At 60.9% G+C, this 26,866-nt stretch carries 25 protein-coding genes; 9 read left to right on the top strand and 16 right to left on the bottom strand.

All coding sequences use genetic code 11. The annotated features are described in order from the left end of the window. From B5D49_RS01120 to B5D49_RS01140, 5 genes are all read left to right on the top strand, one after another. Nucleotides 1-3,126, top strand: coding sequence for an efflux RND transporter permease subunit (locus B5D49_RS01120; protein ID WP_078715805.1), 3,126 nt, complete (start codon nt 1-3; stop codon nt 3,124-3,126). Next, on the top strand, nt 3,123-3,623 hold the full coding sequence (locus B5D49_RS01125) for a MarR family winged helix-turn-helix transcriptional regulator (protein WP_159447095.1): 501 nt from the start codon (nt 3,123-3,125) through the stop codon (nt 3,621-3,623). The genes B5D49_RS01120 and B5D49_RS01125 overlap by 4 nt, the downstream gene beginning before the upstream one ends. A 230-nt stretch (nt 3,624-3,853) precedes the next feature. Next, nucleotides 3,854-4,051, top strand: coding sequence for a hypothetical protein (locus tag B5D49_RS01130; RefSeq protein WP_078715807.1), 198 nt, complete (start codon nt 3,854-3,856; stop codon nt 4,049-4,051). A gap of 21 nt (nt 4,052-4,072) precedes the next feature. Next, nucleotides 4,073-4,546: a hypothetical protein gene (locus tag B5D49_RS01135; protein WP_078715808.1), complete on the top strand. Its 474-nt coding sequence runs from the start codon at nt 4,073-4,075 to the stop codon at nt 4,544-4,546. A gap of 17 nt (nt 4,547-4,563) precedes the next feature. Further along, a complete protein-coding gene (locus B5D49_RS01140) occupies nt 4,564-7,032 on the top strand; it encodes a PAS domain S-box protein (protein WP_078715809.1) in 2,469 nt (822 codons plus the stop codon). Nucleotides 7,033-7,101: 69 nt separating this feature from the next. On the opposite strand, the gene B5D49_RS01145 is transcribed toward B5D49_RS01140, so the two are convergent. The 3 genes from B5D49_RS01145 to B5D49_RS01155 all read right to left on the bottom strand — a co-directional run bounded on the left by B5D49_RS01145 (nt 7,102) and on the right by B5D49_RS01155 (nt 8,280). After that, nucleotides 7,102-7,677, bottom strand: coding sequence for a hypothetical protein (locus B5D49_RS01145; protein ID WP_078715810.1), 576 nt, complete (start codon nt 7,675-7,677; stop codon nt 7,102-7,104). Between the two features lie 91 nt (nt 7,678-7,768). Next, entirely contained in the window at nt 7,769-7,948 is a 180-nt protein-coding gene (locus tag B5D49_RS01150; protein WP_078715811.1) for a hypothetical protein, read from the bottom strand. Between the two features lie 65 nt (nt 7,949-8,013). Beyond that, nucleotides 8,014-8,280: a hypothetical protein gene (locus tag B5D49_RS01155; RefSeq protein WP_078715812.1), complete on the bottom strand. Its 267-nt coding sequence runs from the start codon at nt 8,278-8,280 to the stop codon at nt 8,014-8,016. A 203-nt stretch (nt 8,281-8,483) separates the two neighbouring features. Between B5D49_RS01155 and B5D49_RS01160 the strand changes: the two genes are divergently transcribed. The 3 genes from B5D49_RS01160 to B5D49_RS01170 all read left to right on the top strand — a co-directional run bounded on the left by B5D49_RS01160 (nt 8,484) and on the right by B5D49_RS01170 (nt 11,900). Next, the gene (locus tag B5D49_RS01160; protein ID WP_078716032.1) at nt 8,484-9,707 is read left to right on the top strand and encodes an HDOD domain-containing protein; all 1,224 of its coding nucleotides are present in this window, start codon (nt 8,484-8,486) and stop codon (nt 9,705-9,707) included. Then, nucleotides 9,704-11,392 (top strand): sensor histidine kinase, encoded by a 1,689-nt coding sequence (locus tag B5D49_RS01165; RefSeq protein WP_159447096.1) that lies wholly within the window; start codon nt 9,704-9,706, stop codon nt 11,390-11,392. The genes B5D49_RS01160 and B5D49_RS01165 overlap by 4 nt, the downstream gene beginning before the upstream one ends. 79 nt (nt 11,393-11,471) lie before the next feature. Beyond that, entirely contained in the window at nt 11,472-11,900 is a 429-nt protein-coding gene (locus B5D49_RS01170; protein ID WP_078715814.1) for a universal stress protein, read from the top strand. Nucleotides 11,901-12,120: 220 nt separating this feature from the next. Here B5D49_RS01170 and B5D49_RS01175 read toward each other — a convergent pair whose 3' ends face one another. Then, nucleotides 12,121-13,419, bottom strand: coding sequence for a phenylacetate--CoA ligase family protein (locus B5D49_RS01175; RefSeq protein ID WP_078715815.1), 1,299 nt, complete (start codon nt 13,417-13,419; stop codon nt 12,121-12,123). Nucleotides 13,420-13,534: 115 nt separating this feature from the next. Between B5D49_RS01175 and B5D49_RS01180 the strand changes: the two genes are divergently transcribed. After that, nucleotides 13,535-14,338, top strand: a complete 804-nt coding sequence (locus B5D49_RS01180; RefSeq protein ID WP_078715816.1) for a prepilin peptidase — start codon at nt 13,535-13,537, stop codon at nt 14,336-14,338. A gap of 55 nt (nt 14,339-14,393) precedes the next feature. Here B5D49_RS01180 and trpA read toward each other — a convergent pair whose 3' ends face one another. The 12 genes from trpA to B5D49_RS01240 form a co-directional block, all read right to left on the bottom strand. After that, entirely contained in the window at nt 14,394-15,161 is a 768-nt protein-coding gene (gene trpA / locus B5D49_RS01185; RefSeq protein WP_078715817.1) for a tryptophan synthase subunit alpha, read from the bottom strand. Next, on the bottom strand, nt 15,161-16,321 hold the full coding sequence (gene trpB, locus B5D49_RS01190; RefSeq protein ID WP_078715818.1) for a tryptophan synthase subunit beta: 1,161 nt from the start codon (nt 16,319-16,321) through the stop codon (nt 15,161-15,163). Before trpB ends, trpA begins: the two co-directional genes overlap by 1 nt. A 7-nt stretch (nt 16,322-16,328) precedes the next feature. Beyond that, on the bottom strand, nt 16,329-17,033 hold the full coding sequence (locus B5D49_RS01195; RefSeq protein WP_200806753.1) for a phosphoribosylanthranilate isomerase: 705 nt from the start codon (nt 17,031-17,033) through the stop codon (nt 16,329-16,331). Beyond that, nucleotides 17,030-17,815: an indole-3-glycerol phosphate synthase TrpC gene (locus B5D49_RS01200; protein WP_078715819.1), complete on the bottom strand. Its 786-nt coding sequence runs from the start codon at nt 17,813-17,815 to the stop codon at nt 17,030-17,032. Before B5D49_RS01200 ends, B5D49_RS01195 begins: the two co-directional genes overlap by 4 nt. Continuing rightward, nucleotides 17,809-18,813 carry an anthranilate phosphoribosyltransferase gene (gene trpD / locus B5D49_RS01205; protein WP_078715820.1) on the bottom strand — a complete coding sequence of 335 codons (1,005 nt, stop codon included), beginning with the start codon at nt 18,811-18,813 and terminating at the stop codon, nt 17,809-17,811. Before trpD ends, B5D49_RS01200 begins: the two co-directional genes overlap by 7 nt. Nucleotides 18,814-18,834: 21 nt before the next feature. Further along, a complete protein-coding gene (locus tag B5D49_RS01210; RefSeq protein ID WP_078715821.1) occupies nt 18,835-19,407 on the bottom strand; it encodes an anthranilate synthase component II in 573 nt (190 codons plus the stop codon). After that, entirely contained in the window at nt 19,388-20,866 is a 1,479-nt protein-coding gene (locus B5D49_RS01215; RefSeq protein WP_078715822.1) for an anthranilate synthase component I family protein, read from the bottom strand. The genes B5D49_RS01210 and B5D49_RS01215 overlap by 20 nt, the downstream gene beginning before the upstream one ends. Nucleotides 20,867-21,080: 214 nt before the next feature. Next, a complete protein-coding gene (locus tag B5D49_RS01220; RefSeq protein ID WP_078715823.1) occupies nt 21,081-21,869 on the bottom strand; it encodes a prephenate dehydrogenase/arogenate dehydrogenase family protein in 789 nt (262 codons plus the stop codon). After that, complete coding sequence (locus tag B5D49_RS01225; RefSeq protein WP_078715824.1) at nt 21,866-23,251, bottom strand: 3-phosphoshikimate 1-carboxyvinyltransferase; 1,386 nt, start codon at nt 23,249-23,251, stop codon at nt 21,866-21,868. Before B5D49_RS01225 ends, B5D49_RS01220 begins: the two co-directional genes overlap by 4 nt. 1 nt (nt 23,252) lies before the next feature. Continuing rightward, the gene (gene pheA / locus B5D49_RS01230; RefSeq protein WP_078715825.1) at nt 23,253-24,371 is read right to left on the bottom strand and encodes a prephenate dehydratase; all 1,119 of its coding nucleotides are present in this window, start codon (nt 24,369-24,371) and stop codon (nt 23,253-23,255) included. Between the two features lie 4 nt (nt 24,372-24,375). After that, complete coding sequence (locus tag B5D49_RS01235; RefSeq protein WP_078715826.1) at nt 24,376-25,359, bottom strand: 3-dehydroquinate synthase II family protein; 984 nt, start codon at nt 25,357-25,359, stop codon at nt 24,376-24,378. Between the two features lie 14 nt (nt 25,360-25,373). After that, on the bottom strand, nt 25,374-26,174 hold the full coding sequence (locus B5D49_RS01240) for a 2-amino-3,7-dideoxy-D-threo-hept-6-ulosonate synthase (protein ID WP_078715827.1): 801 nt from the start codon (nt 26,172-26,174) through the stop codon (nt 25,374-25,376). Nucleotides 26,175-26,866 lie beyond the last annotated feature (692 nt).

Consider the following 26,866-nt stretch of genomic DNA (forward strand, 5'->3'; position numbering starts at 1 on the left):
ATGTTCTCCCGCTTTTTCGTCAACCGCCCGGTTTTCGCCACGGTCATTTCCCTGGTGATCTGCCTGGCAGGGGCTATCTCCCTGTTCAATCTGCCCATTGCGGAATTCCCGGAGATCGTGCCACCGCAGGTGGAAGTCTCGGCCAACTACCCCGGCGCCAGCGCCGAAGTCATCGCCGACACCGTGGCCGCTCCCCTGGAGCAGCAAATCAACGGTGTGGACGACATGCTCTACGTCAACTCCGCCAGCTCGGACAGCGGCACCCTGAGCATCACCGTGACCTTTGCCGTTGGCTCGGACCCGGACCAGAACACCATCAACGTGAACAACCGCGTGCAGGCGGCCCTAAACAGTCTGCCCGAGGAGGTGCGCCGCCTCGGCGTCACCGTTCGCAAGCGCTCTTCCAGCATGCTCCAGGTGGTCAACCTCATGTCCGAAGGCGGACGCTACGACACCACCTACATGAGCAACTACGCCCTGGTGAACATCGTGGACGAACTCAAACGTCTCGAAGGCGTGGGCGACGCCACGATTTTCGGATCCAGGGACTACTCCATGCGCGTCTGGCTGCAACCGGACAGACTGGCACAGCTGGGCCTGACTCCAGCGGATGTGGCCGAAGCCATCAAGGAACAAAACGCCCAGTTCGCGGCCGGTTCCGTTGGTTCACGTCCTACCGGCCAAGTGGAGCTGAAATATACGGTCACCACCCTGGGCCGACTTACGGACATCGACGAATTCGGCGACATCATCCTGCGCGCTAATCCGGACGGCACCATTTTGCGTCTGCGGGACGTGGCCCGCATTGAGCTGGGTTCCAAGGCCTATCGAGTGGACTCCAAAATCACGGGTGATCCGTCCGTGGCCATGGGCATTTACCTCGCGCCCGGCGCCAACGCCCTGGACACGGCGGAACGGGTCCATGACAAAATGGAAGAGCTTTCGCAGAACTTCCCGGAAAGCATCATCTATTCCCTGCCATACGACACCACAACCTTTGTGCGCATTTCCGTGGAAGAAGTGCGGCAAACCTTGATCGAAGCTTTCCTGCTCGTCTCGCTGATCATCTTCCTCTTTCTGCAGGACTGGCGCGCCACGGTCATCCCGGTTCTGGCGGTTCCGGTCTCCATCATCGGCGCGTTCGCCGGCATGCAGGCCTTGGGCTTTTCCATCAACACCCTGACCATGTTCGGCCTGGTGCTGGCCATCGGCACCGTGGTGGACGACGCCATTCTGGTCATCGAGAACGTGGAGCGCGTCATGCGGGAGCACAAACTCCCGCCCAAGCAGGCGACCATCAAGGCCATGGACGAAGTGTCCGGTGCTCTGGTGGCCACAGTGCTGGTGCTCTGCGCCGTGTTCGTCCCTGTTGCTTTCATGGGCGGCCTAGCCGGTGAAATGTATAAACAATTTGCCGTGACCATCGCCGTGTCCGTGGTCATCTCCGGCGTCGTGGCCCTGACCCTGACCCCGGCCCTGTGCGCGCTGCTGCTGCGCGAAAAGCACGGCAGCGCGATCCGGCCGCTGCAATGGTTCAACAAGTTCTTTGACCGCGTTACCAACGGGTACACCTCGGGCGTACGCTTCATGCTCAAACGCGGCTTTTTGGCGCTGCTGCTCTTTGCCGCGCTCGTTGCCTGCACCTGGGGGCTGTTCAACAAGGTGCCGGGCGGCCTCGTGCCCAATGAAGACAAGGGCTATGCTATGGCCGTGACCATGTTGCCGGACGGTGCGTCCATGGACCGCACCGAAGCCGCCATGGACCAACTGGACCAAAGCCTGAAGGCCCAGCCCGAGGTGGATTCCTTCATCTCCCTCACCGGCCTGGACATACTCTCCGGCACCCGAAAGTCCAACTCCGGCACCACCTTCATCAAACTCAAGCCCTGGAGCGAACGCACAGGAGAAGGGCAAGACGCGGACAGCTTCGTGAAACGCGTTTTCGGTCTGGCCTATCCCATCACGGACGCCTTTGTGCTCTGCTTTGGCATGCCTCCCATTCAGGGCATGAGCAACACCGGCGGCTTTGAAGGCTACATCCAGAGCCGGGCGGGCGGAAGCGCCACGGAATTGGCGGCAGTGACGCAAAAGGTCATCGCCGCCGCAGGAAAACGCCCTGAACTGGGCCGCGTGTCCACCACCTACTCCGCCAACTGGCCACAACTGCGCGTGAACCTGGACCGGGAACGGGCCATGGCCATGGGGGTTCCCGTGGACCGTGTGTTCTCCACCATGCAGGCCACCTTCGGATCGTACTACATCAACGACTTCAACATGCTGGGGCGCACGTTCCAGGTGAACATGCAATCCGAGGCCGAGTACCGCGACAATCCCGGTGATCTCTCCAATGTATACGTCCGCTCTGACGACGGCGACATGATCCCGCTCACGGCGTTGGTGAATGTGGAGCAGACCACCGGACCGGTAACCGTGGAACGCTTCAACGTGTTCCCCGCGGCCAAGCTGGTGGGCGGTCCTGCTCCAGGCTACAGCTCGGGACAGGCGCTCCAGGCCATGCAGGAAATCGCCGACGAAGTGCTCGGCCATGAATACGCCCTGGCCTGGACAGGCTCCGCCTACCAGGAAACCACCTCGGGCGACAGCGCGACCTTTGTATTCCTGCTCGGCCTGCTCATGGTCTTCCTGATCCTGGCGGCCCAGTATGAACAGTGGACCCTGCCACTGGCGGTCATCATGGTGGTTCCGTTCGCCCTGTTCGGTGCCATTGCCGCCACCTGGCTGCGCGGTCTGTCCAATGACGTCTATTTACAGATTGCGCTGCTGACGCTCATCGGACTGTCCGCCAAGAACTCCATTCTCATTGTGGAATTTGCTGTGCAGTTACGCCGGCAGGGGCTTTCTCTGCTCGAATCCGCAGCCCAGGCCGCCCATTTGCGCTTCCGGCCCATCATCATGACATCCATGGCCTTTGTGCTCGGCGTTGTCCCGCTGGCCATCAGCTCCGGCGCAGGTGCGGCCTCGCGCCACGCTATCGGAACAGGCGTTATCGGCGGCATGCTCGCCGCAACCTACATCGCCACGTTCTTCATTCCCACGTTCTACCGCATGATCATGGGAGCCACGGAATGGGTGCGCGGCAAGCGAGGCAAGGAGCAACAGGCATGAGTACGCCCCAATACCCCCCTCAATTGGAGAACGAGTGCATCCAATGGGGGTTGCGGCAAGGCTCCAACCTGCTCGGATTGACCTTGTACGAAGTGTCCCGCGAATGGCGCTACGCCCTGGACCAGCGGCTCAAGCCGCTGGGTCTGAGCAACAGCCGCTGGATGGCCTTGAAAACCGTCCAGTTCCTGGGGTCGCCGGTTTCCCAGCGGGAAATCGCCGAGGCCATGGGGGTGGAAAGTCCCACCCTGGCGCGCGCCCTGGACCAATTGGAAAAAGGCGGCTGGGTGCGGCGCGAAGTTTCGGACCAGGACAGACGCGTCAAGTTCGTGGAGCTGCAACCCAAGGCCATTCGGCTTCTGGAGGAGATCACCAGGGTCTGTTTCACCTTGGAAAAAGAACTCCTCAACGGCTTTCCGCCCAGTGAACTGGAGCAGTGTCATGAGGTGCTGCTCAAAATGCGCACCAAACTCTACAGCATCAACGGTAAGGAAGCCTGATCGCACGATACACAAAGAGTACGCCTCAAACGTACCGTGAACGTTCCAGACCGGCCGCATCGTGCTTGCGTGTCGGCTGGAACGTTTTTTCGCATCCGGCCCCGCGTATCCGGTTCCCGCGGCTTCATTTTCAACGCGCCAATGCTGGAAAAGCCCGTCAGGTTCGTGTACGGTGTCATCATATATAGATTCCGATTTCCGGGTCACGGGGCAATCGCAAGGGGAAGTACATGAATGAAGGCCTGTTCGTTCTGCTGATCATTGTGGCGCTGGTATGGTGGAGCATGCGCTCCAAAAAGCGCCGTCGCTCCAGGAACAACACCTACTACAACGACCAATATTACAATCGGGGAGCCGATACCGACCGGGACAATGACGGCATCCCGGACAGCCAGGATTCCGATTCCGGCGGATCGGACGACGATTAGACTCCGCTCGACCAAACGCTCATGATTTTGGCCGTAGATGTGGGACTGCGCACCGGACTGGCCCTGTTCGGTACGGATGGACGTCTGCACTGGTGCCGCTCCCACAACCTCGGGCAGGCGTCTCGGCTGCGCCGGGCCGCAAACAATCTCCTGCACCGCCACTCTCCGGACTTGCTCATTTTGGAGGGCGGAGGCAGGCTGGCGGACATCTGGCTGGCCACGGCAAAAAAACAGGACATTGCCACCCTTCAAATCCAGGCTGAAGAATGGCGCAAGAAACTTCTGCCCCTCCGCCAACGCACCAGCGGCAAGCTGGCCAAACAGGAGGCGTACGCACTGGCCCGAAAAATAGTGGAATGGTCCGGGGCCAAGCGCCCCACGTCGCTGCGGCACGATGCGGCCGAAGCCGTGCTGGCCGGAGTATACGGTTTGCTCAAAACAGGTATCCTGCTGCACAATCCACTGGCTTCCGGCATACCCCCAACCCAACATTGAACCGGAGTTGACGACCTGTGCTCCCCCTTCCGCTCCCCCGCCTCGTGGCGCGCTTCTCCCTGGTCTTGCTCGGGTCCATTCTGGCTACGGCGGCACTGGTCTCCTTTATTTCTCTGGATCAGATCAATGCCCTGGGTGAATTTTCCGCGGAACAAAACGAACGCTCCATTCGCGCTCTGGCCCGAAGCAGCCTGGCCTCTGCCGTTCAGGAACGTGCTCTGCACTATCAATCCATTTTTTATCAGGCAGAAAAAACCGTCAGGTATACGGCATCGAGCCTGGGACGCTTCCTAAGCCAGGAAGCGTTTTACGGGCAGCGCAATTTCAATCCCAAGGAACGGCTTATCCGGCGCAGCGCAAATGGCGTCTTTACCAACGATCTCGAGAGTCTGGCATCGGGAGCCTATTGGGATTTCGACACTCCGACTCCGAAAATCCGCCAACGCATCAACGCCCTTTCCCACGTCGATCCGCTCCTGCGGCATTGTCAGCAGGCCACAGCCGGTTCCGTAGCGGCCTGGGTCATCACCGCGGACGCCTTGTCGCGCTATTATCCCAACATTCACCACGCCCAGTTCATGCCCAGTCCTGAAGAACTGGACTACCGGGACGATGTCTGCTTTGCCAGCGTCACGCCCGAGGCCAACCCCAAAGGCGGCCCGCTTTGGAATGAAATTTATCAGGACTCCATGGGGCAGGGTCTGGTGGTGACCCTGAGCATGCCCGTACATGACGACCAAGGCAAATTTGTGGCGGCCACAGGCGTGGATATCTCGGTACAACGGCTGATACGACATGTGCTGGACGGCAATTCCCAGCAGGGGTTCAGTTTCTTGATCACGGATCAAGGCGGGCTGATCGCCTTTCCCACGGGGAAACTGCACCTTTTCGGCCTGAACGCGGCCGACCACCTGCGGCCGGGTGAGCTGCTCCGCATCGGCCTGACCGACTCCCAGGATCCGGCCATACGCACCGCCGCGCAAGCCATGCGTGACGAACCACAGGGCGTGCTCTCCCTTCGTCTGGAACAAACCCCATACCTGCTCGCCTTCGAACGATTACCGTCCACCAACTGGCGATTGGGCTACGTCATTTCCGAATCCAATCTGCTTTCCTCGGTGCGCCGGACACGGGAAGCTCTGGACCAGGCCCGGGTGGACACCACCCGCAGCATTCTGCTGATCACCCTGCTGATCCTGCCGGTCTGCTTCATCACCACGCTGTACTTCTTCATGCGCAACCTGTTCAGCCCGGTGCGGCGCATTCTCGATGTCATCCGCCGGGTGGCGGGCGGGGAGATGCAAGCCAGGGTTCACCTGCGGCAAAACGACGAGCTGGCCGAATTGGCCGAAGCCGTCAACGACATGACCGAACGGCTGGAAGAAAAACAAACCTTCCTTACCCAGGCGGAAACCAAATACCGGACCCTGTTTGAAAACGCCACGGTGGGCCTGTTCCGGTCCACCCCGGATGGACGGCTGCTCTCGGCCAACACGACCCTGGCCGCCATGCTCGGATATAACACGCCGGCCCAATGCGTGGCCGAACTTGAGGACATTGCCGAACAAACCTATGCAACGCCCTCGGTACGCAAAAAATTCCGTGAGCATGTGGAAGGACACCCCCGCCCGGATCCCTTCATCTACCAGCTGCGCCGACGCAACGGAGAGCTTATCTGGGTAGAATGCACGGCCCGTGCGGTCCGCGGCTCGGGCAACACGGTTCTGTTTTACGAAGGCTCGGTCATGGACATCACGGACCGCAAACGCGCCGAGGAGTACCGGAACATTTTGTCCCGGGAAATACTGCGTATCCAGGAATTTGAACGTCGCCGCGTGGCCCTTGACCTGCACGACAACGTGGCCCAGGATCTCTCCGCCTTGAAAATCGCCTTTGAAACCCTATTCGACGACGAGGCCGACCTGCCGCCCCAAACCCGTGAACGCGCTCTGCGGTGTGCGGAAATACTCGGCAAATCCATTGCCTCGGTCCGCGATATGGCCCATGATCTGCGCCCGTCGGGCCTGGATCAGATCGGACTGGACAAGACCATTGCCGACTACTGCCGGAGCGTGGCCTCGGTCACCGGGCTACAGGTGGATTTTTCCTCGGCGGGCATGGATTATGTACGACTGGACGGGGATGCGGGCATCCACGTTTTTCGCATCGTGCAGGAGGCGCTAAGCAACGTGCGCAAACATTCCGGCGCGGATACGGCCACGGTCCGGCTCGTGGCCTCGCACCCCAACGTCATTCTTCGTGTGGAGGACAATGGCGCGGGATTCGACTATCCTAGGCGTTCGCACGAAGCCATCCTGGAAAAACGCATGGGCCTGCCCGGACTCATGGAACGGGCCAACATGCTCGGCGGCAAACTGGATATCCAATCAAAGCCCGGCCGGGGTACACGGCTGCGGCTGGAATTTCCCATTGCTCCGGACAGCCGCAATCAACATTCACCCCCGTCCGGCTCCACGCACCGTTGACCCTGACTCCGCACCGGTCAAGGCCGATGCCTGAATCCCTCCTCTTCAGCGCGTCCCGGTCCGAAAACTTCACTCCGTGAAGGCATCTCCGAGCAGCAACACGGTCCGGTTCTGCTGCGGATCATAACGAATAGAAAACACCGCGCAATTGTCCGTGGCGTGTTCACACAGCACCCAGCGCACGCCCGATCCTCGGCGAGACCAGTCTTCCTCGCAATACCGATCCCACTGGGAACCGTACAGCAGCACCCGCCGATTCTCGGTTCCGTATTGCCGGGAATAATATTTGCGCAAAGAATGATACGCGGCCTCGCCTGCGGCTTCCCCACGGATGGAGCAGACGTATCCATCGCAAAAGCCGAATTCCAGACGATCCAGCACCACGCCGCCGATGGGGGCGGGCGGCTCCGACCGAACATAATATCGGATCAGGGAGTCTCCGGCCACTTCGTCATGCAGGGTCATGTCCCGGGAAAAGGCCAACCCTTCAAGATCACTCAGGAACGCGCCCATGCGAATGCCGTCCACGCTGTCGGGGATGGTGTTGCCCGCTTCGGCCCATACCGGGAGAACTCCCAGAGCCAATGCGGTCATGAATGAAAAAACAATTTTGTACAGGATGGAACCAATGGAGATACTCGACACCCCGGCCTCCTCGGAAAATGCTCCGAGAAAAGCTGTATCACATATTCGATCCAACGGCACCCCTTGCCTTGTACATGGCCGCAGCGTTTATTCAGCCGGTCTTCTCCTCCCCGGCGGAGCGCACCCGCAATTCAACGTGGCCGTTGTCGAGCAGGCATTCCTCCTCCACACGGGCACGCGCATGGCGCAGCAACCGTCCCAAATTCTCCCGCTGGTCCGGTAAGATCTCCACACGGTACGGGGTGTCGGCCCCAGCGGCACGGAGCTTCAAACTAAGCTCCCGAAAGCCGCTTCAACAGTCGCGCCAGCAGTCCACGCGATCGGCGTCATGCCAGATCATTTTTGCTCCTTGCGTGCCTGGTCCAGTGTATGTTCCCGCAATGCTCCCAAAACATTGCGCACGAGCAAACGCACGCATTGCACGCGGTGGCTGTCCTCATCCAAGGGCGGCCCCTCCGGAAACTGCTGCAAAACCAATGAAAGCGTGGTGATGCACTCCTCCACGGGGTCGCCCCCGGTCCGCACCAGATCCTGCAGGGTCTGGGCATAGGCGTACATGTTGTTCCAGCGGCTGTCGGAATAAAACGGATTGGACTCGTCCATCGGCATCTCCGGGATTTTGGGACCAAGATACATGCTCCAGCCCCGACGTTCTTGATAGGTCGCCCCGGCTTGAAGCGTCAAGACACCCTTTGCACACAGTCCAAGGGAAATCATACACCGGGTCTTGTCCCTGTTCCCACGACTGTGCTATGCGTCCAAAGTAGGTTTCCCCTCTCATCCGCAACAGGAGGCCCGGCCAGAAAATGCAGACCATCAATGTGGACGAACTCGCCCCGGACATGATCCTGGCCAAGGACATCCACGGCCCGGACGGACGGTTGCTGCTCGCCGGGAACACCATCCTTGAAACACATCATCTACGGGTACTGCGCATCTGGGGCATCACTGAAGCCGTCATCCTCGGCAATGGCACCGAACCAATCCGCCAGGAAGACGATTTCCCTCCGGAGATTCTACACCGCGCCGAACAGCGGGTCAGCGTGCTCTTTGACGCCTGCTCCGAGGATCACCCCGCGACCACGGAACTCCGCCGACAATGCTTACTCTTCCGTGCCAGAGCGCTGATGGAAAATCAGGAGCCTCACCGGGTACGTCATTGCCCCCTGGTCGATCCCCCCAAGTCTTCCCCGCCCTCCCTGGAGGAGATGCTCAAACAGGGCGACGTGTTCATTTCCTTTCCCGAAACATTTTTCCGCATCCTGGAAGTGATTGACGACCCCACGAGCACGGCCCGGCATCTCGCGGACGTGGTGGGAAAAGACCCGGGCATGACCGCCAAGCTGCTTCGCCTGGTGAACAGCCCTTTTTATGGCTTTTCACGGCCCGTGGAACAAATCGAACGGGCCGTTACCCTGGTTGGGACGCGGGAGCTTTCCCAGCTGGCCCTGGGGGTTACCATCATCCAATCCTTTTCCGGCATTTCCACCCCCGCCCCCACCACAAAAGCCATCTGGACGCACTCTCTGGCCTGCGGCGTTTTCGCCCGAGTACTTGCTTCTCATCTGCCAGAAATATCTGGTGAAGCACTTTTTGTCGCTGGTATCCTCCACGATACGGGCCGTCTTGTCATGCTCAGCCGCCTGCCGGAAATCGTGGCCCAGGCCATCATCATTTCCCACCAGGAGTGCCTTCCGCTCTATCTGGCCGAGCAACGCCTGCTCGGATGGGACCACACGACCCTGGCCAGAGAACTCTTCCAGCGCTGGAACCTGCCACCCACGCTGTTGGAAACGGCGGCCGGACATCACGCCCCTACGCTCTGCGCCGAGCCGCGCGGCGCCTCCCTGCTGCACATGGCGGACATGATGACCATTGCCCTGGAATACGGATTCAACGGTAGTGCGCTCGTCCCGAATCCCGAACCAGGTGCCTGGGAATGCCTGGACGCCCCTCTGAGCATCATAGGACCGACCATCCGCACTGGAGCACGGCAGCTCGAAGATATTTTAACCCTTTTTCTCTCATGACAAACAGCACAGAAAAACGCATTCAGCGGCTGGAGCAACGCGTCGAAAACCTTACCCGCGAAAAAAACGCCGCCATGGAAGCCCTGGGACTGGCCTCCTCTCTCGGAGCCTTTGATTCCGGACAAGGCTGCGCCGAATCCACTGAAATTTTTCGCGAACTCACCAGCCGCATCCAGGATCTCATGAACGTTTCCCAGGCCGGAGTGTTTCTCATCAACGACGACACCAACGATATCGAACTCGTCTTTGCCCATCCCCAGGAGCAGGAAAAAAGTCTGGAGTGCGAAATAGAGCGACTCATTCAGGACAACTCCTTTTCCTGGGCCTTGCGGCAACACGGCCCGGTTTTTTTCCTCACCACGGACCGAAAGCAGGAAATCCTGCTGCATGTCATGGCGACGCGCACCCGCATCCAGGGGATGTTCGCCGCCCTGCTCGACGGAGACCGATCCGGCATACCCGATACCGCACTGGCCCTGCTCTCCGTGGTGCTCTCCTCCGCGGCCCACGCCCTGGACAATTGTCAGCTGCAGCAGCGGCTCTCCGAAATCAACCGGCACCTGGAACAACGCATTGAGCAACGCACCCGCGACCTCCAGGAAGCCAACACCCAATTGAGCACCATTATCCAAGCTGTACCCGCGGGCATCGTGCTCGTCGACGCGGACAATCACAGCATCGCCCAGGTCAATAAAACCGCTTTGGACATGCTCGGCGAATCGCTTGAAAATCTCATGGGACGCCCCTGCAAGGAGCGCTTTTGCGAGGAAAAGCAGCACTGTTGCCCCTGCCTGGACGGGACATGCTGCCCCAAAAAAACCGACAACAAATGTGAAGGAACGCTCCGCACCGCAGACGGAGACATCCGCCACGTGATGCGCTCCACAGCGCCCATCAGCCTCGGAGGACACCGCTACCTGCTGGACAGCTTTGTGGACATCACCGAACAAAAAAAACTGATAAAACTTCGCGAGGACGTGGACCAGATCACCCGGCACGATCTCAAGACCCCGCTCAACGGCATCATTGCCCTGCCTGACATCATTCTCAGCCGAATGGACGGGGAGGACGAAGAAGTCCGGTCCACACTATACATGATCAAGGAAGCCGGCCTGAAGATGCTCCGCATGATCAACCTTTCGCTCGACATCTTCAAAATGGAGACCGGGAAATACGAATACCACCCGGAAAACGTCAACATCGGTCCCATCCTGCGCTCCATTCTCACCGAGCTACAAGACTTGTCCCAGTCCAAATGGATCACGGTCCACATCCTGGTCAACGGAGAGAAGCAGGAGAATGCCGACGCATTCATCCTTCGGGGGGAGGAACTGCTCGTCTATTCGCTCCTTTCCAACCTGATAAAAAACGCCCTGGAAGCCGCCCCGCGTGAAAGCACCGTGCAAATCAACCTGCACCAGAACGCGCATACGGATATCACCATCCACAACATGGGCGTGGTGCCGCAAAGCATCCGCGATACGTTCTTTGAAAAATTTGCCACCCTGGGGAAAAAAGGCGGCAGCGGACTCGGCACCTATTCTGCCCTGCTCATCGCCAAAACCATGGGCGGCGACATTTCCTTCACTTCCTCTGAAGACCACGGAACCAGTATCCGGGTGCGTCTGCCGCTCCGACCGGAGACCCCCGGTTCATCGGCAACCAATCAACCTGTTGACCAATAGGCCACGAAATACTACCGATTCTGTACCAAGTACCGTTGGATACCTCTGCGCCCAACCGCAACAACAAGGGAGCTGACGCATGATCAACGTGAAAAAAATCCTTCTGCCCGTGGACGACTCCGAATACTCCACACGCGCCGCAGAAATGACGGCACGCGTGGCCCAAAACTTCGCGGCCCAGGTGGTGGTCCTCTCCTGCTACCGTATCTACAAGGTGCCGCAGTTCGACGACGACACCCTGGGACGCGCCATGGACGAACTCATTAAGGAACGCGCCGCCATTATCGAACGGCAAACCGCGCCCCTGCGTCAGTTTGAGGTGGAATATGAAACGCGCATCGAAGGCGGACGTCCCAGCAACATCGTCCCCCGATTCGCCCAGGAGGAAGGCGTGGACCTCGTGATTATGGGATCCAAAGGACGCGGCGACCTGGAGGGACTGCTGCTCGGCAGCGTGACCCACAAGGTCATGCAGAGCGTCCAATGCCCCGTGCTTGTGGTGAAATAACAAAAAGCATGCCTGCGCACCCCGCGAAAGACCGAAGGCAAAGTCCTTCCGCAGCGGGTGGACGCAGCTCTGAAAAATCAACTTCCATAAAACAAAAGGAACGGCACGCGCCGTTCCTTTTCTCTTGCATGGCAAAACCTGATACGCGGTCCCCGATCAACTCTTGTCTCCCGCTTGCTGCGGCGCACCGTGCGGATCGGACGTAACCGCGGTCTCGTGGTCAGTCCTCTCCCCGATCATCCTGCACGCGCTTGGTTTTGGCGAAGCTGCGTGGCAACGCTCCGGGCCGCTGCACTTCCACCTCGGTCCGTACCAAAATCTGTTTGCGGATTTCATCGGATACAGCTTTGGCAAGCCGAACGTCATCCACCTGCTGCCCGCCCTCCGGCAGACGTTCCACACGCACGAGCATATGGTCCAATCCTTCCCGCCGGGAAAGCATGATCTGGTATTCCGAAGCCAGTTCCGGGAACAGTTCCAACACCGAGGCAATCTGGCCGGGATAGATGTTCACACCCCGGAAGATAAACATATCGTCGGACCGGCCCATGATTTTGTCATGCCGGGGCATGCAGCAGCCGCATGCACAGGGTCCGGGCAATACGCGGGTCAGGTCGCGAGTGCGGTAGCGCACCAGAGGGGAGGCCTCCTTACACAGCGTGGTGACCACCAATTCGCCCACCTCGCCCGGCTCCACGGGCTGGAGTGTGGCCGGATCCAGAATTTCCACGATATAGATGTCGCCCCAGTAGTGAATGCCGTTGCGGGCCTCGCATTCCAAGCCCGCGCCTGGCCCGTAGAGTTCGGTCATGCCGGAAATGTCGAAACTGCTTTCCAGGCCGAGCGCCTGCTCGAACTGACGTCGCATCTTGGGCGTATGCGCCTCGGAACCGAAAATTGCGGTCCGCAAGTTGATCTTGTCGGCCAGGCCGCGTTTCTGGACTTCCTCCCCCATGAGCAAAGCCATGGACGCGGTGGAGCACAGAGCCGTTGACCCAAGATCCTGTAACATTTGCAATTGGATGTCGATAAGCCCGGGTCCGACGGGCAAGGCCATTGCGCCGAAATGCTCACAACCGAGCTGAAACCCGGCCCCGGCGGTCCACAGGCCGTAGCCCACGCAAATTTGCACGCGGTCCATGGGCGTGAGTCCGGCCAGCTCGTAACAGCGGGCAAACATATTCTTCCAAACGTCCACGTCTTTTTGCGTGTAGGAAAGCACCTTGCGCTTTCCCGTGGTGCCGCTGGAGGCATGCACGCGGACAATGTCCTGCTCGGGGACGGATAGCAGCGGAAGCGGATACCCTTCCTTGAGATCATCCGCCGTGGTCAGCGGCAAGGAGCGCAAATCATCCAGGCTGCGAATCCCCTCCGGGTCCACGCCCGCCTCACGGATTCGCTCGCGGTAAAAAGGGCTGCCCTCACAGACATGTTTCACGGTCCATTGCAGCCCGCTGAGCTGGGTTGCGGCAATCTGTTCCTCGTCCATCTGCGGAATAAAGCGGTATTGGCCCGCCATGCGCTTTCTCCTTCTGGGTCTCGGCTTGTGGCTCCCGGCGAAATCGGCTAGGCCGGGGGGTGCGATTAGTCATGCAGTAAATTACGCTTTTCTTCAAGTCAGGGAGCGACTCTCCATGCCATTGAATCCTTTTGATTTCGCAGCGTTGGTCCTTGGTTTGATCATGGGCAGCTTTTCCACAGCCTGCGTGCATCGCTGGCTGAACCGCATCTCCCTGGTGGATCCGGCCCGGTCCTTTTGTCCCCATTGCCAGACCACGCTCCCCTGGTGGCAAAACATCCCCCTGTTGAGCTTTGTCCTGCTACGGGGACGTTGCGCCCATTGCAAGGAACGCATCAGCTGGCGATACCCCGCCCTGGAGCTGCTTTCCGGTCTTTGGGGATTGGCCCTGGCCATGGTCTACGGTCCGGGCTGGCCCTTTGCCGCCCTGTTCGTGCTGGGAGGCATGCTGCTCACCGCAAGCTTCATCGACCTGGAATCCTTTCTGCTCCCGGATGTGATCACGCTCCCGGGCGCGGTTCTGGCCCTGCTCACCGCAACCTTTCTGCTCGGTCCCGGTTCCGGTCCCGACGCGTGGATCGCCAGCGGCACCACGGCGCTTTGGGGCGCAGGACTCGGCGGCGGCGGATTCTGGCTCCTGCGCCTGGGGTATCGCGCCTTGCGCGGCGGCGAGGGGCTGGGCCTTGGCGACGTGAAACTTATGCTGCTCATCGGCGCGCTCGTCGGTCCACAGGGACTGCCGTTGCTGCTGCTCCTGGCAGGCGTCACGGCGCTGCTGGCGGCCATCATTTATATGATCCGCACGGGGCAGGGAGGGCAAGCGCCCATCCCTTTCGGTCCCTTTCTTTCCCTTGCCTGCATGGTCCACCTGCTTTGGGGACCGCAAATCCAACACTGGTGGCTGAACCTGCTGCGCTGATTTTGCCCGGCATGGTCCACTATCGGACCGGCCAGTTGCCGCTGCCTGCCCCCCTTTATCTCCAGCGATCCATAAACTCGCCCACGGTGCCGCCATCGTCCAGGTGTTCAATGAGTGCGGAACCGAACACGGCCGCATCCACCAACCCGGTAAGTTCCGCAAGCTGCTCGGGACGGCGAAGCCCGAAGCCAAGGGCCAGGGGAACATCAAAGGCCGCTTTGGCCAGTTCCAGCCGGGCGCGCACCTGGGCGGGCAGGCTCTCCCGCGCGCCCGTGGTGCCGAGTACGGATACGAAATACGCAAATCCGCGAGCATGCTTCGCATACAGCGCCATGCGTTCGGCATCGGTGTTCAGCCCCACCAGCGGAATCAAGGCCACGCCCTGCTCCTCCAAAACCGAACGCACCTCGTCAGCCTCCTCATAGGGCAAATCCGCCAGGATCACGCCGCCCACGTCAGCCCGCGCCGCATCCCGCGCAAACCGTTCCAGGCCGTACTGCAATACGGGATTGAGGTATCCCATGAGCACCAGTCCGGCCCGGAATTCACGTTTTTGCAATTCGGATAAAATCCATTCCAAATTCACGCCATTTTCCAATGCCTTGAGCGAGGCCCGCTCCACAACCGGCCCATCCGCCACGGGGTCGGAAAACGGCATGCCGATCTCAATCACGGCCGCGCCCTTGGTATCCAGCCCCACCAGGGTCTGCCAAAAGGTTTCCCGGTGCGGATACCCGGCGGGCAAAAACGGTACCAGGGCGGGACGGCCCTTGGCTGTGGCCTCTTCAATGCGTTGCGTCAGTTTTTCGCTTGGCGCGCTCATTACAAATACTCCTCCACGATTCCCATATCCTTATCGCCCCGGCCCGAAAGGCAGACCAGCACCGATTGTCCCTGCAACTCCCCGGCGTGCTCCATGACCCAGCCCACGGCGTGGGAACTTTCCAGCGCCGGAATAATCCCCTCGGTGCGCGAAAGGGTTTGAAACGCCTTCAACGCCTGGGCATCGTCGCATGTGCCGTACCGGACGCGCCCCGAGGCGTGGTACATGGCGTGCTCCGGTCCGACGCCAGGATAATCCAGCCCGGCGGAAACCGAGTGGGAAGGAAGAATCTGGCCTTCCCCGGTTTGCAACAGCTTGGTCTTCATGCCGTGCAACACCCCGTCCGTCCCCAGGTTCAGCGGCGCGGAATTGTAGCACCCGGGTTCCCCGGTGCCTGCGGCCTCCACGCCCACCAGTTGCACGGACTCGTCCGGCACAAAATGATGGAACATGCCGATGGCGTTGGATCCGCCGCCCACGCAGGCGGAAACCACGTCCGGCAGGACGCCGTTCTTCTCCAGAAACTGCTTTCGCGCCTCATGCGAAATCACGGCCTGGAAATCACGCACCAGCAGAGGAAACGGATGCGGCCCGGCCGCCGTGCCGAAACAATAGTGCGTGTCGGCCTGATCCGCGATCCAACGGCGCAAGGCCTCGTTGATGGCGTCCTTAAGCGTTCTGGTGCCGGATTGCACGGCCACCACCTCGGCCCCGAGCAATTCCATGCGGCGCACGTTCACGTTTTGCCGTTCCACGTCCACTGCGCCCATGTAGACCACGCAGTTCAACCCCAGCAACGCCGCGGCCGTGGCCGTGGCCACACCGTGCATGCCCGCCCCGGTCTCGGCCAGCAGGGTGGTCTTGCCCATGCGTTTGGTCAGCAGCGCCTGGCCAATGGTATTGTTCACCTTGTGCGCGCCCGTATGATTCAAATCCTCCCGCTTGAGCCAGAGATCCAGGCCCAGTTGCGCGGAAAGATTGCGGCAGTGGGTGATGGGCGAGGGGCGGCCCACATACTCCTGAAGATACCCCATCAGCTCATCCTGAAACGCCGGAGTCTGCACAATGCTCTCCAGGGCTTCCTCCAGTTCCAGCAAAGGCGGCATCAACAATTCCGGTACGAATTGGCCGCCAAATGATCCAAAATAGCCTTTTTTCATCTCCGCTTCACTCCTCACGTTCCACGACGCTCCGCTCCGGTGCGCCGCTGTATATGATCCGCATGACCTGTTTTACTTCTTCCAGATTCTTTTTTCCCGGCGCGGTTTCCACGCCCGAACTCATGTCCACTCCGTGCGGCCGCGGCAGGCCCGGTTCTTCCAAGGCCGTCAGAACAGCGGGCAGCGTGGTCGGTCCCAGCCCCCCGGCAAGCAGCCAGGGACGCGGAGACCGCACCCCGGACAGCAAGCCGGGATCAAATCCTCGTCCATGCCCGCCGCCGCCCTTTCCCGCATCCAGCAGCATCCATCCGCACACCGGAGCAAAGCGCTCCAGATCATCCTGCAATGCCCGGGAAGAGGCGTATCGTTCCGGCCAGAACACCTTGATGATCCGTTCCCGGCCCAAGGCGCTGACCAGCTGGCCGCACACTTCAAATCCATGGTTTCCGTCGCGCCCATGCCCGCCGTGCAGCTGGACCATGTCCAGACCACAACGGTGCGTCAGGGCAACGACATCGGACACGCCCTGCTTGACGAACACTCCGACCTTGCGCGCCCCGCCGGATCGAACCAGCGACACCATGGCCGGATCCGCACAACGGCGGCTTGATGCATGGAAAATGAACCCGAGCAGGTCCGCGCCAAGCTCCATGCAAGCCCGGGCCTCCTGCTCCGAGGTCAGACCGCAAATCTTCACCAGGGGCCGCCTCATGAGACCTCCGGTCCCCCGGCCCGGGCCAGGGATCGGACCACGGACCCGGGATCAGGATCCGCCATGATGGCGGTCCCCACCAGCACGGCATCGTACCCCATGGCCGCAGCGGACCGGACCTGGGATGGCTCGGAAACACCGCTCGCCGCGATCCAGACCTCCCCGGCCCCCCGCCGGGCCGCAAGCCGTTCAATATTTCCCCGGTCCACTTCCAACGTGTCCAGATCCCGAGCATTCACCTGAATGATCCCGGCCCCGGCCAGGCGTGCTGATGCAAGATCCTGTTCATCAAAGATCTCCACCACGGCCTCCAATTCCAACGCCGTGGCACGCTGGATCATTGCAGCCAGGGCATCCACGTCCGGAAACATACGCACGATCAACAGCAGGGCCGAAGCCGGGCTGGAGGCCGTGGCATCCACCTGGAGCGGATCAAACAGGAAATCCTTGCGCAGCAGGGGCAATCCATGCCCGGCACAGGCACCCAGGAACGCGAAATCTCCTTTGAAAAATGTCTCCTCCGTGAGCACACTCATGGCAGCGGCTCCATTTTCCTCAAACAACGACGCGGCATCGCGGGGCAGCAATGTGCCGTTGATATGCCCCATGCTGGGCGAGGCTCGCTTATATTCCGCGATAAGCGCCCCTGGACCGCGACCGCGCAACCGCGCTGAAAAGGACGGACGATGCCCGTACCAGGGCCGCGGCATGGCGCCGCGTTCCGCCAGTTCCCGAAGTTGCGCGATTTCCATCGCCTTGGCCTCGCGAAAACGATTCAGCATGCCACCTCCCCGCGTCGCAAGCCGCCCTTGACGTAATCCCGGGCCACCTCGGAACACGATTCCATGTCCCCCTCACCCAGAATATGCAGGCAAGCCGCCAGATTCAGGGCCACCATCTGCATCATGGGTTCCGGTCCCCGGCCCTTGAGGATATCCCGCAGCACGGCCACGGCGTGTTCCTTGCCTTCCACTTCCACAGCCTCGGGCGAAAAACGCCGGAATCCGAGCCGCACAGGATCCACCACCGTCTTGTCCATACGGCCTTTTTCAATGTAATACCCACGGGCCGGGCCAAAGGTGGTCAGCTCGTCGTAGCCGCCTGCACCGTGGATGAGCAGTGCCCGCTCCACGCCCGTAAGCAGCAGAGTCTCGCCCATGAGGTTGAGCATGTCCGGATCGCTGACGCCCAGCAGCTGGTGCGTTGGCCGCGCCGGATTGAGCAGCGGTCCCATGAAGTTGAACAGCGTGCGGATGCCCATACCCTGGCGTACCGGAGCGATATGCTTGAAGGCGGGGTGGTAGGCCGGAGCAAAAAGGAAGACGAAATGATTCCGGTCCAGTTCGGCGGCCACCTGCTCCGGTTCGGTATTCAACTCGCAGCCCAGCGCCTCCAGTGCGTCCGCACTGCCGCAGGAGGAGGACACAGCGCGATTGCCGTGCTTGACCACCTGGTGTCCCATGTCGGCCAGAAACAACGCTGTGGCCGTGGAGCAATTGAAGCTGTTCTTGCCGTCCCCACCTGTGCCGCAGGTGTCGATGCGCGGCCCGGAAAGACCGGTGATCTGCCGGGCATGTTTGAGTCCGGCGCGCACCCCGGCGGCCAGGTCCGTGGAATCCTCGCCCTTGGCCCGCAAGCCCATGAGGAACGCCCCGGCAGCGGCCTGCCCCAAATTCCCGGAAAGCAATTCTTCAAACATACCATCCGCTTGGTCGTCACTGAGTGCCTTGCCTTCCAACAACAACTCCAACACCTGGGCTGAATTCACGGCAGTGGTCATCGTGGTCATGATCCTTCTCTCCTATCTTTCCTGAATATTTAAAAAATTATGCAACAGTTTCGGTCCGTCCGGCGTTAATATGGATTCGGGATGGAACTGCACCCCATGCCAGGGCCGATCCCCATACTCCAACCCCATGACTTCGCCGCGCTCGGTCCGCGCTGTGATCCGCAGCAGCTCCGCTCCTTCCGGCCGCACCACCAGGGAGTGATACCGGCAAACTTCCAGGGGCTGGGGCAGGCCAGCGAACACGCCCTGGCCCTCATGCCGCACCGCCGAAGTCTTGCCGTGCATGATGCGTTCGTTGCGGTTCACTTCCGCACCTGCGAACCGTCCCAGGATCTGATGTCCCAGACAGACGCCCAACAGCGGCACCTCATGGGGCAACAGCGACAAAAACCGCAGGCAATGTCCGGCATTGTCCGGGTGGCTTGGTCCGGGCGAAAGGCAGACCCGCCGCACCCCGGCCACGAACTCCCGGTCCAGCAACTCTTCCCGGTTATTGCGCAGCACCACGGGATCAGCTCCCAGTTGCTGGAAGGCCTGCACCAGGTTGAAGGTGAAGGAATCAAAATTATCGATCAGCAAAAACATCGCCGTCCTCCCTGCCGCGCACCACTTCCCGCAGCACCCGCGCCTTGTTGTTGCATTCCTGCCATTCCTTTTCCGGATCGGAATCGAACACAATGCCCGCCCCGGCCTGCCAGTGGATCTGCTCCCCGCGAATCCACAACGAACGGATGGTGATGCCCGTGTCCAGGCTCACCGGTCCGGCTCCCAGCCCCAGCCAGCCGATGCAGCCCGCATACGGCCCGCGCGGTCGGGATTCCCCGTGCTCCGCTTCCAAATCCGCAATAATCTCCATGGCCCGGATCTTGGGTGCGCCCGAGACCGTCCCGGCCGGAAACGTGGCCGCCAGCACGTCCAGGGCATCCAGCCCGTCCCGCAGTTGCGCATCCACGTAGGACGTCAGGTGCATGACGTGGGAAAAACGCTCCACCTGCATGAACCGCCGCACGTTCACGCTGCCGGGCGCGGCAATACGGCCCAGGTCGTTGCGGCCCAAATCCACCAGCATGACGTGCTCGGCCCGTTCCTTGGGATCCGCCAACAACTCTTCGGCAAGAGACTGGTCCTCGGCCTCGTCCGCGCCCCGGGGCCGCGTTCCCGCAATGGGACGCACTTCCAAATGTCCCCGGTCGCACCGCACCAGCATTTCCGGGGATGATCCCAGCAGGGTCATGTCCTCGCCGGAACCGTCGGGCAGGTGCATGTAAAACATGAACGGCGAAGGGTTGGCCTGACGAAGCCGCCGGTAGATGCGGAACGGCGCATCCGTGAGCGGGGCGGTAAACCGTGTGGAAAGCACCACCTGGATGCATTCCCCGTCACGAATCAATTCCTTGGCCCGTTCTACCGCGGCCTTGTATCCCGCCCGCTCGGGAGTGGATTCCGGCTCTGCCTCGGCAGCGCGTGGCGCTGCAATATCCTGAAAACTCGGCACAGGTTTGGGCAGAGGCTTGTCGTCCCGATCCAAACTCAGGAAGCAGCAACGATGCCGGAGGTGGTCAAAAAGCACCATGCGTCCGGGCAGGGCCAGGGCCAGGTCGGCGTCTTCCGCCGGTAAAGCCGTTTCCAGCTCCGGTTCCAGCAATCCGGCTACCCCGTATCCGAGATACCCGATCAGACTCCGTGTAATGGGCGGCAAATCCTCCCGATCCGATGCCGGGGATCCGTCCTGCTTAGGAAGGGACTGACGGACGTCGATCATGGCCAAGGCCCGCCGCAGCCCCTCCACACAGGGCATGCCGTTCAATTCCGCCAACGGTCGCAAGCGCTGATCCAACACATCCACGGCCAAACGGCCCTGCCGCTGGGTGAACAAACACCGAAAATCCCAGGCCATCAGACTATAGCGACCCAATCGGCCGTCCACTTCCGCGCTTTCAAGCAGAATACCCGGCGCATCGCCCACGAGTCCCAGATAGAGACTGATGGGGGTCTGCACGTCCGCAGGCAACCATTGTCCAAATTGCGTCAACGTCAGTCGCATGCTGCGTCCTCCCCGGTACCGTTCGTCATGTCGTCGTTGTAAACAGTGTTCACCATGTTGTTCAAAGCCTCCTTGCGCCTGGCGCGTGGCTGTCCGGTTATCGGACCCAGCTACCGCTTCGCTTGGTTTTCGCTGCCCCCTGACCGGCGAGGCGGCGCAATATGGGATGGTTCGGAGAGGGGGCTGCCGCAGGACGGCGAGCCCCCGGCGTGAATCAGGACTCGGAACGCCACCACCATCGGGCGTGCTCGGACAAGAGGTCCAGGTCGCCGCCCGCGGCGATGTTCAGAAAGCCCGTGAACTGACGCACGGTTTCCTGGAGGTGTGGATTGGATTCGGAAATGGTCTCAAACAGGTCGGTATCTTCGGTGAGCATCTTGCGCGCCGAGTCCAGCCGACGTTGAAAGGAAGGCGTCAAATATTTTTCAATGCCCGACACCTGCCGCATGGCCGCAAGGTGGGCCACCGTGGAGATAAAGTTCAGCCCCTGCACGTAGGCCACGGCGCGGTCATGTTCTTCGGGGGTGGACAGGAAGGGTTCAAACCCCATGTCCGTAAACAGTGCGTTCACCAACGCCGGGTCCGCGCCCGGTCCCGGGGTTACGGCCACACGGGGAGCGAATCCCTCCGGGATGACCGGCCCGAACAAAGGATGCGTGCCCACCACGGAACCCTTCCAGGCCCGGCGCATGCGGCGCATGGGCAAGACCTTCACGGAGCAGATGTCCGCCAGGATCGCGTCTTCGGCCAGATGCGGCACAACATCCGCGAGCACCGTGTCCAGCGCGGGTACGGGAACACAGAGCAGGACCACGCCGCAGTCCCGAAGCCGGGGCAGTTCTTCCGGGGCGAGCCGGTCGCTGCCCGAAGCCAGATCCAGGCCCACGACCCGCCGGCCGGCCGCCACAGCGCGGCCCGCCAGCAGCGTTCCCATACGCCCCCGCGCCCCCACAAGCCCGAGGCAGGCCGACGCGTTGATCTCGTTTTCTTCCTGCGTGGTCATGACCGTTGTAACTCCAGATTCGCAGGTGACACCTTGGCCCAATCCTCCCAAAAGCCGGGATAGGACTTGGACACGCACAGCACATCGTCCAGCACGGGACGCACCCCGGCAAAGGCCAGCAAGGAAAGGCTCATGGCAATGCGGTGATCCCCGAAGCATTGCAGTTCCACGGATTCTCCGTCCCGCAAGCCTTCGGGTCCGCGACCATGCACAAGCAGCCCGTCCGACGTCTCCTCCACGGGACATCCGGCCCGGGCCAGCTGCGTCTGCATGGCCGCCAGCCGGTCGCACTCCTTCAGGCGCAGATGCGGCACGCCGCGGATCACGGTCTCGCCTCGGGCAAACGCCGCGGTCACGGCCACCGTGGGTACGAGGTCCGGGCAGCGGCCCATGTCCACATCCACGCCCCGCAGGGAGGACGGGTATGCGGTCACCCCGGTGTAGTCCGTGGCAAACCGTGCGCCCATTTGGGCTAAAATTTCCAGCACGGCCCGATCGCCCTGAAGCGAATCCGCGTGCAGGCCTTCCACCCGCACGGGGCGGGAACCCACGATACCGGCCGCCAGCAGATATGAGCCGTTGCTCCAATCCCCTTCCACCCGGTAATCAGCGCCTTCATATTCTCCGGGCTGGATTTCGAACCGGGTCCGGCCGGGTTCGGCACGTTTCAGAGAGCGCCACGGCACGGAGTTCCATTCTCCGCTGTCGTCCCTGGTCTGCACGGAAAATTCAATACCGAAATCCTGCATCACACGAAGTGTCAGCGCCACATAAGGCCAGGAAAGGCTTTTGGAGCCAGTCAAAACAATGCTCATGGGCTTACGGGCCAGGGGCGCGGCCAGAAGCAGGCCGGAAAGATACTGGCTGGATTCCTCCAGGCTGATTTCCACCCGCCCGCCGGACAGCCCCTCGGCGTGCAGCACAAAAGGTGGGCAGCCCTCATTGCCGAGCCAGTCAAATTTCGCGCCCAACCGTTCCAGAGCCGTGGTCAGTTCCCCAATGGGCCGTTCGTGCATGCGGTCCGCCCCATGCACCTTGAACGCGCCGTGACCGGCAGCCAGCACAGCGGTAAGCAATCGACAGCTCGTTCCCGATTCATTCACAAAGATGTCAACGGGTTTTCCCAGGCCCGAGGGATCCGCGCCCTGGCCTCCGCCCAGCGGCCCTTCCTTGAATCCGTCCACACGCAGCAAGGCGTCCTGTTGCGCCATGACTGCGCCGGCCGCTTCCAGGCATTGGCGGGTCACGTCCAGGTCCACGCTTTGCAGGACATTTTCCAGGTCGCACCTTCTGGCTGCCAGACTGGCCGCGATCAGGGCGCGGTGGGAAAGAGACTTGGACGCCGGAGCCGTGATGGTCACCATTTCAGCACTCGTGGACATATCAGCAATTCTCCAGATGCGGTCCGGCCGGGTAGGAACCCAGGAACCGCAGGGTATGGCAATGGTCTCGCAATTCGTCGGTCAACGGCTTGAACGCGGGGTCGGCAAGGTCGCATTCCAAATCCGCGAAGAACACGTATTTCCACCGTTCCCCGCGGGAAGGACGCGATTCCAGCTTGCTCAAGTTCACGCCCCGACGGGAAAAAATCTCCAGCACCGTCCCCAGTGCGCCGGGCCTGTCCGGCGTGGTGAAAAGGATGGAGCTTTTGTCCCGTTCCTTTTCCTGGCCCGGAGCCGGAGCAATGACCAGAAAACGGGTCCAGTTGTCGGGCAGATCCTCCAGATGTTCGGCCAGGACGTTGAGTCCGAAAAGTTCGGCCAGACGCACATGCCCCACCACAGCGGAGCCGTCCCCGGCATCCCGGGCCAGCCGTGCGGCAGCGGCCGTGCTGGACATGGGCAGTCGCGGCGCCTCGGGCAGGTTCGCCTCCAACCATTCCCCACACTGGCCCAGGGCTTTGGAATGGGAATACACGCGGGTGACGTGGCCCAGGCCGGGTACCGCGGCCAACAGCGCATGGCTGATGCGCGAATAGAGTTCCGCCTGCACGAACACGGGATAGCGCATGAACAGGTCCACGGTCTGGCCCACGGTACCCTGGAGCGAATTTTCCAGAGGAACGATGCCCAGCTCGGCACCGCCTTCGGCCACAGCGCGGAAGACCTCCCCCAGGTTCGACTTGGGGGTCAGCTCGGCCATGTGTCCCATGAACTCGATGCCCGCAAAATAGGAGAACGTGCCTTCCGGACCAAGATAGACCACGCGCTCGGGCCGTTGCAGACGGCGGGACGAGGACATGATCTCGCGATAGATGGAATAGAGGTGGCGATCCGGCAGAGGACCGGGGTTGAGCACCTGCAACCGGGTAATGACTTCCTTTTCCCGGCGTGGCTTGAAGATGGGTTCAGCTGATCCGGCCTTGTGCCGCCCCACTTCCAGGCTCACTTCCGCCCGCTGGTTGAGCAGGTCCAAAATGGCTTCGTCCAGGGCGTCGATGCGTTCGCGCATTCCGGTCAGCCCGGTATCGTCGGGCAGCGTGTCCTTCCTGTTCCCGTGCATGGGCCTAGCCTTCCTTGATGTCCTCTTGAATGCGCATTCCGAAATGGCGGCCCGCCTCGTCCGTCCGGCAGAGAATTTCATCCCCTTCCCGCAGGGAGACCACGCTCACGGGTTCGCCGTCCGGACGCACCACGCGGATGGTTTCGGCGTTCTGCAAAAACACCTGCCCCTGTTTCGGTCCGTCCGGCGTGTCCACCCGGGCCTCGATGAGCAGCATGGGCCGCACCTCCACCTTGACCCGGCCGACCGTGCTCAGATTGGTGTTGCCCTGGGCGTCCACCACCAGCACCTGTGATCCGGCGCAAAGCTCTTCCAGATACGAAGTACGGTCCCCGGGCATCTGGGCGTAGGCGTGGACGGCACCAGCATTGATCCGGAACGGACGCGCCGCCACATAGGGATTGGATTCGGTTTCGGCATGCACCAGAAACGTAAAGGCCGAAGAATTGCCCACCAGCATGCCCTGGCCCCGACGCAACATGGAGATGGTGTCCACGCAGACGCGATGCCCCAGCCCGGCGGGACGAATGGCGGTGACCACCGCAGTGGAAAGATCCATGACACCCTGCGAAAGTTTGAGTTCGGAAACAATGGCCTTCAGTTCCGCGGCGGCCTCGGGCAGCACCACCACCCCGGCGACGCCCCGCTCCAAAACACCGGCGGCCAGGCGCGCCCGCTCCAGGGAGCCGACCTCCACCACCACGTCGTCCTGCTGCGCCAGGATGTTTTCCAGGGGGATGATTTCCCACCCCTCGGCCAGGACCACGGCTTCCCCGCCGCGCATCCGGTCCACGGCCTCCTCTTCAGCGGTTTTATCCGTGATGGAGACCACCGGCATGGCCGACTCGGACACGACTTCCACCCGGCCCAGGGACAACACGTCGTCCACGCGCTCCGGTTCGGTAAGGACCGCGTCCACGCCCGATTCGAGCGCCAGGGTCACCAGGTGTTTGTCAAACGGCACAGCCTTGAAAATGATACGTTTCATGAATCCCGCTCGCTTTACTTTCCGTCCACCAAGGCCACGGCCTCGTCCACCTGCATGTCCTCATGTACCACCATGGACAACGCCTGCACCAGCTTGGTCACCCGGGGGTGCTGGAACACGTTGCGCCCCACGGAAAGACCAGCTCCGCCGGCCATCAGAGAATCACGAACCATCTGTAAGAATTCTCCGGTGCTGTCCATTTTCGGACCGCCCGCAATAACCACGGGGATGCAGCATGCGCCCGTCACCCGGGAGAAGCTGTCGGGATCCCCGGTGTAATTCACTTTGACCACATCCGCGCCCAGTTCCGTTCCCACGCGTGCGCAATGCGCCACAACGGCTGGATCGTACTCGTCCTTCACCTTGGGTCCGCGGGCGTAGACCATGGCCAGAAGCGGCATGCCCCAGCGGGCCGCGTCCGTGGCCACCCGGCCCACATCGCGAAGCATGTCGGTTTCGTTGTCGTCCCCCAGGTTCAGATGCACGCTTACGGCATCCGCCCCCAGGCAGACCGCATCCTCCACCGAGGCCACCAGTCCCTTGTAGTTGGGCCGGGGGGAAAGACAGGTGGAGGCGGACAAGTGGACGATCAGTCCCACATCACGCCCTTCGGCACGGTGGCCGCAGCGCACGTTGCCCTTGTGCTCCAGCACGGCATTGGCTCCGCCTTCCACCACGCGGCTCACGGCCTCGCGCATGTCCTCAATGCCCTCAATGGGTCCCACCGTGACGCCATGGTCCATGGGAACCACGATGGTTCGGTGGGTGTTGCGGTTGAAGATCCGCTCCAGCCGGATGGCTTTTCCAATATGCATAATCCTGCTCCGTAGTGTTGCGGACCGAGGCACCGGGACCATGAAACAAACAAAGGGCCACCGGCATTTTGCCAGCGGCCCTTTGAAGAGATTCACCTGATGATACTGTACGTTAGGCTACAACTCTCCCGTGACCGCTGACGCGGGTAAACCAATACCAAAAATAAAAGGAGGCGAACACGCCGAGGTCTTTGTGAGAGTTCATGCTTTTTGGCTACTGAAGCTCCTTAAAGCTGTCAACCATTTTTTTTCGTTCATCACATACAGTATGTGTGGGAACATTTTTTTCTTCGGCGGACTGGAGCACCGTGCGCCCATTCCGACATATTCAGAACACGTCCTTCAAGATCCCACGGGTCCGTGGGAACGTAAACCACCCCACGCGCACCCCACACCCCACGTTTTGTCATCGGTTCTTTTTTGAGGGCAAAAAAAAGGACGATACCGCCTACTTTTGTATCCACCTTCCATGCACCTACCCCGATTGTCACGCTGGGAGGAAAATAGTTCAAATTAACTTTTTTGTAAATTTACAAGTTTTATAGACTAAATTTCTACGTAAATTTGACAATTTTGAAATATTTTGTCTTGACGTAAAACCTGTTTCTTCAATAATTCCAGAGAGGTGCCAACTTTGGCACGGTCACTGCTTATCTCGATCCGTCTACAACGCAATTTTCAACAGAAGGAGC

It is taken from the genome of Paucidesulfovibrio gracilis DSM 16080 (assembly GCF_900167125.1).
In the GTDB taxonomy this organism is placed as follows: domain Bacteria; phylum Desulfobacterota; class Desulfovibrionia; order Desulfovibrionales; family Desulfovibrionaceae; genus Paucidesulfovibrio; species Paucidesulfovibrio gracilis.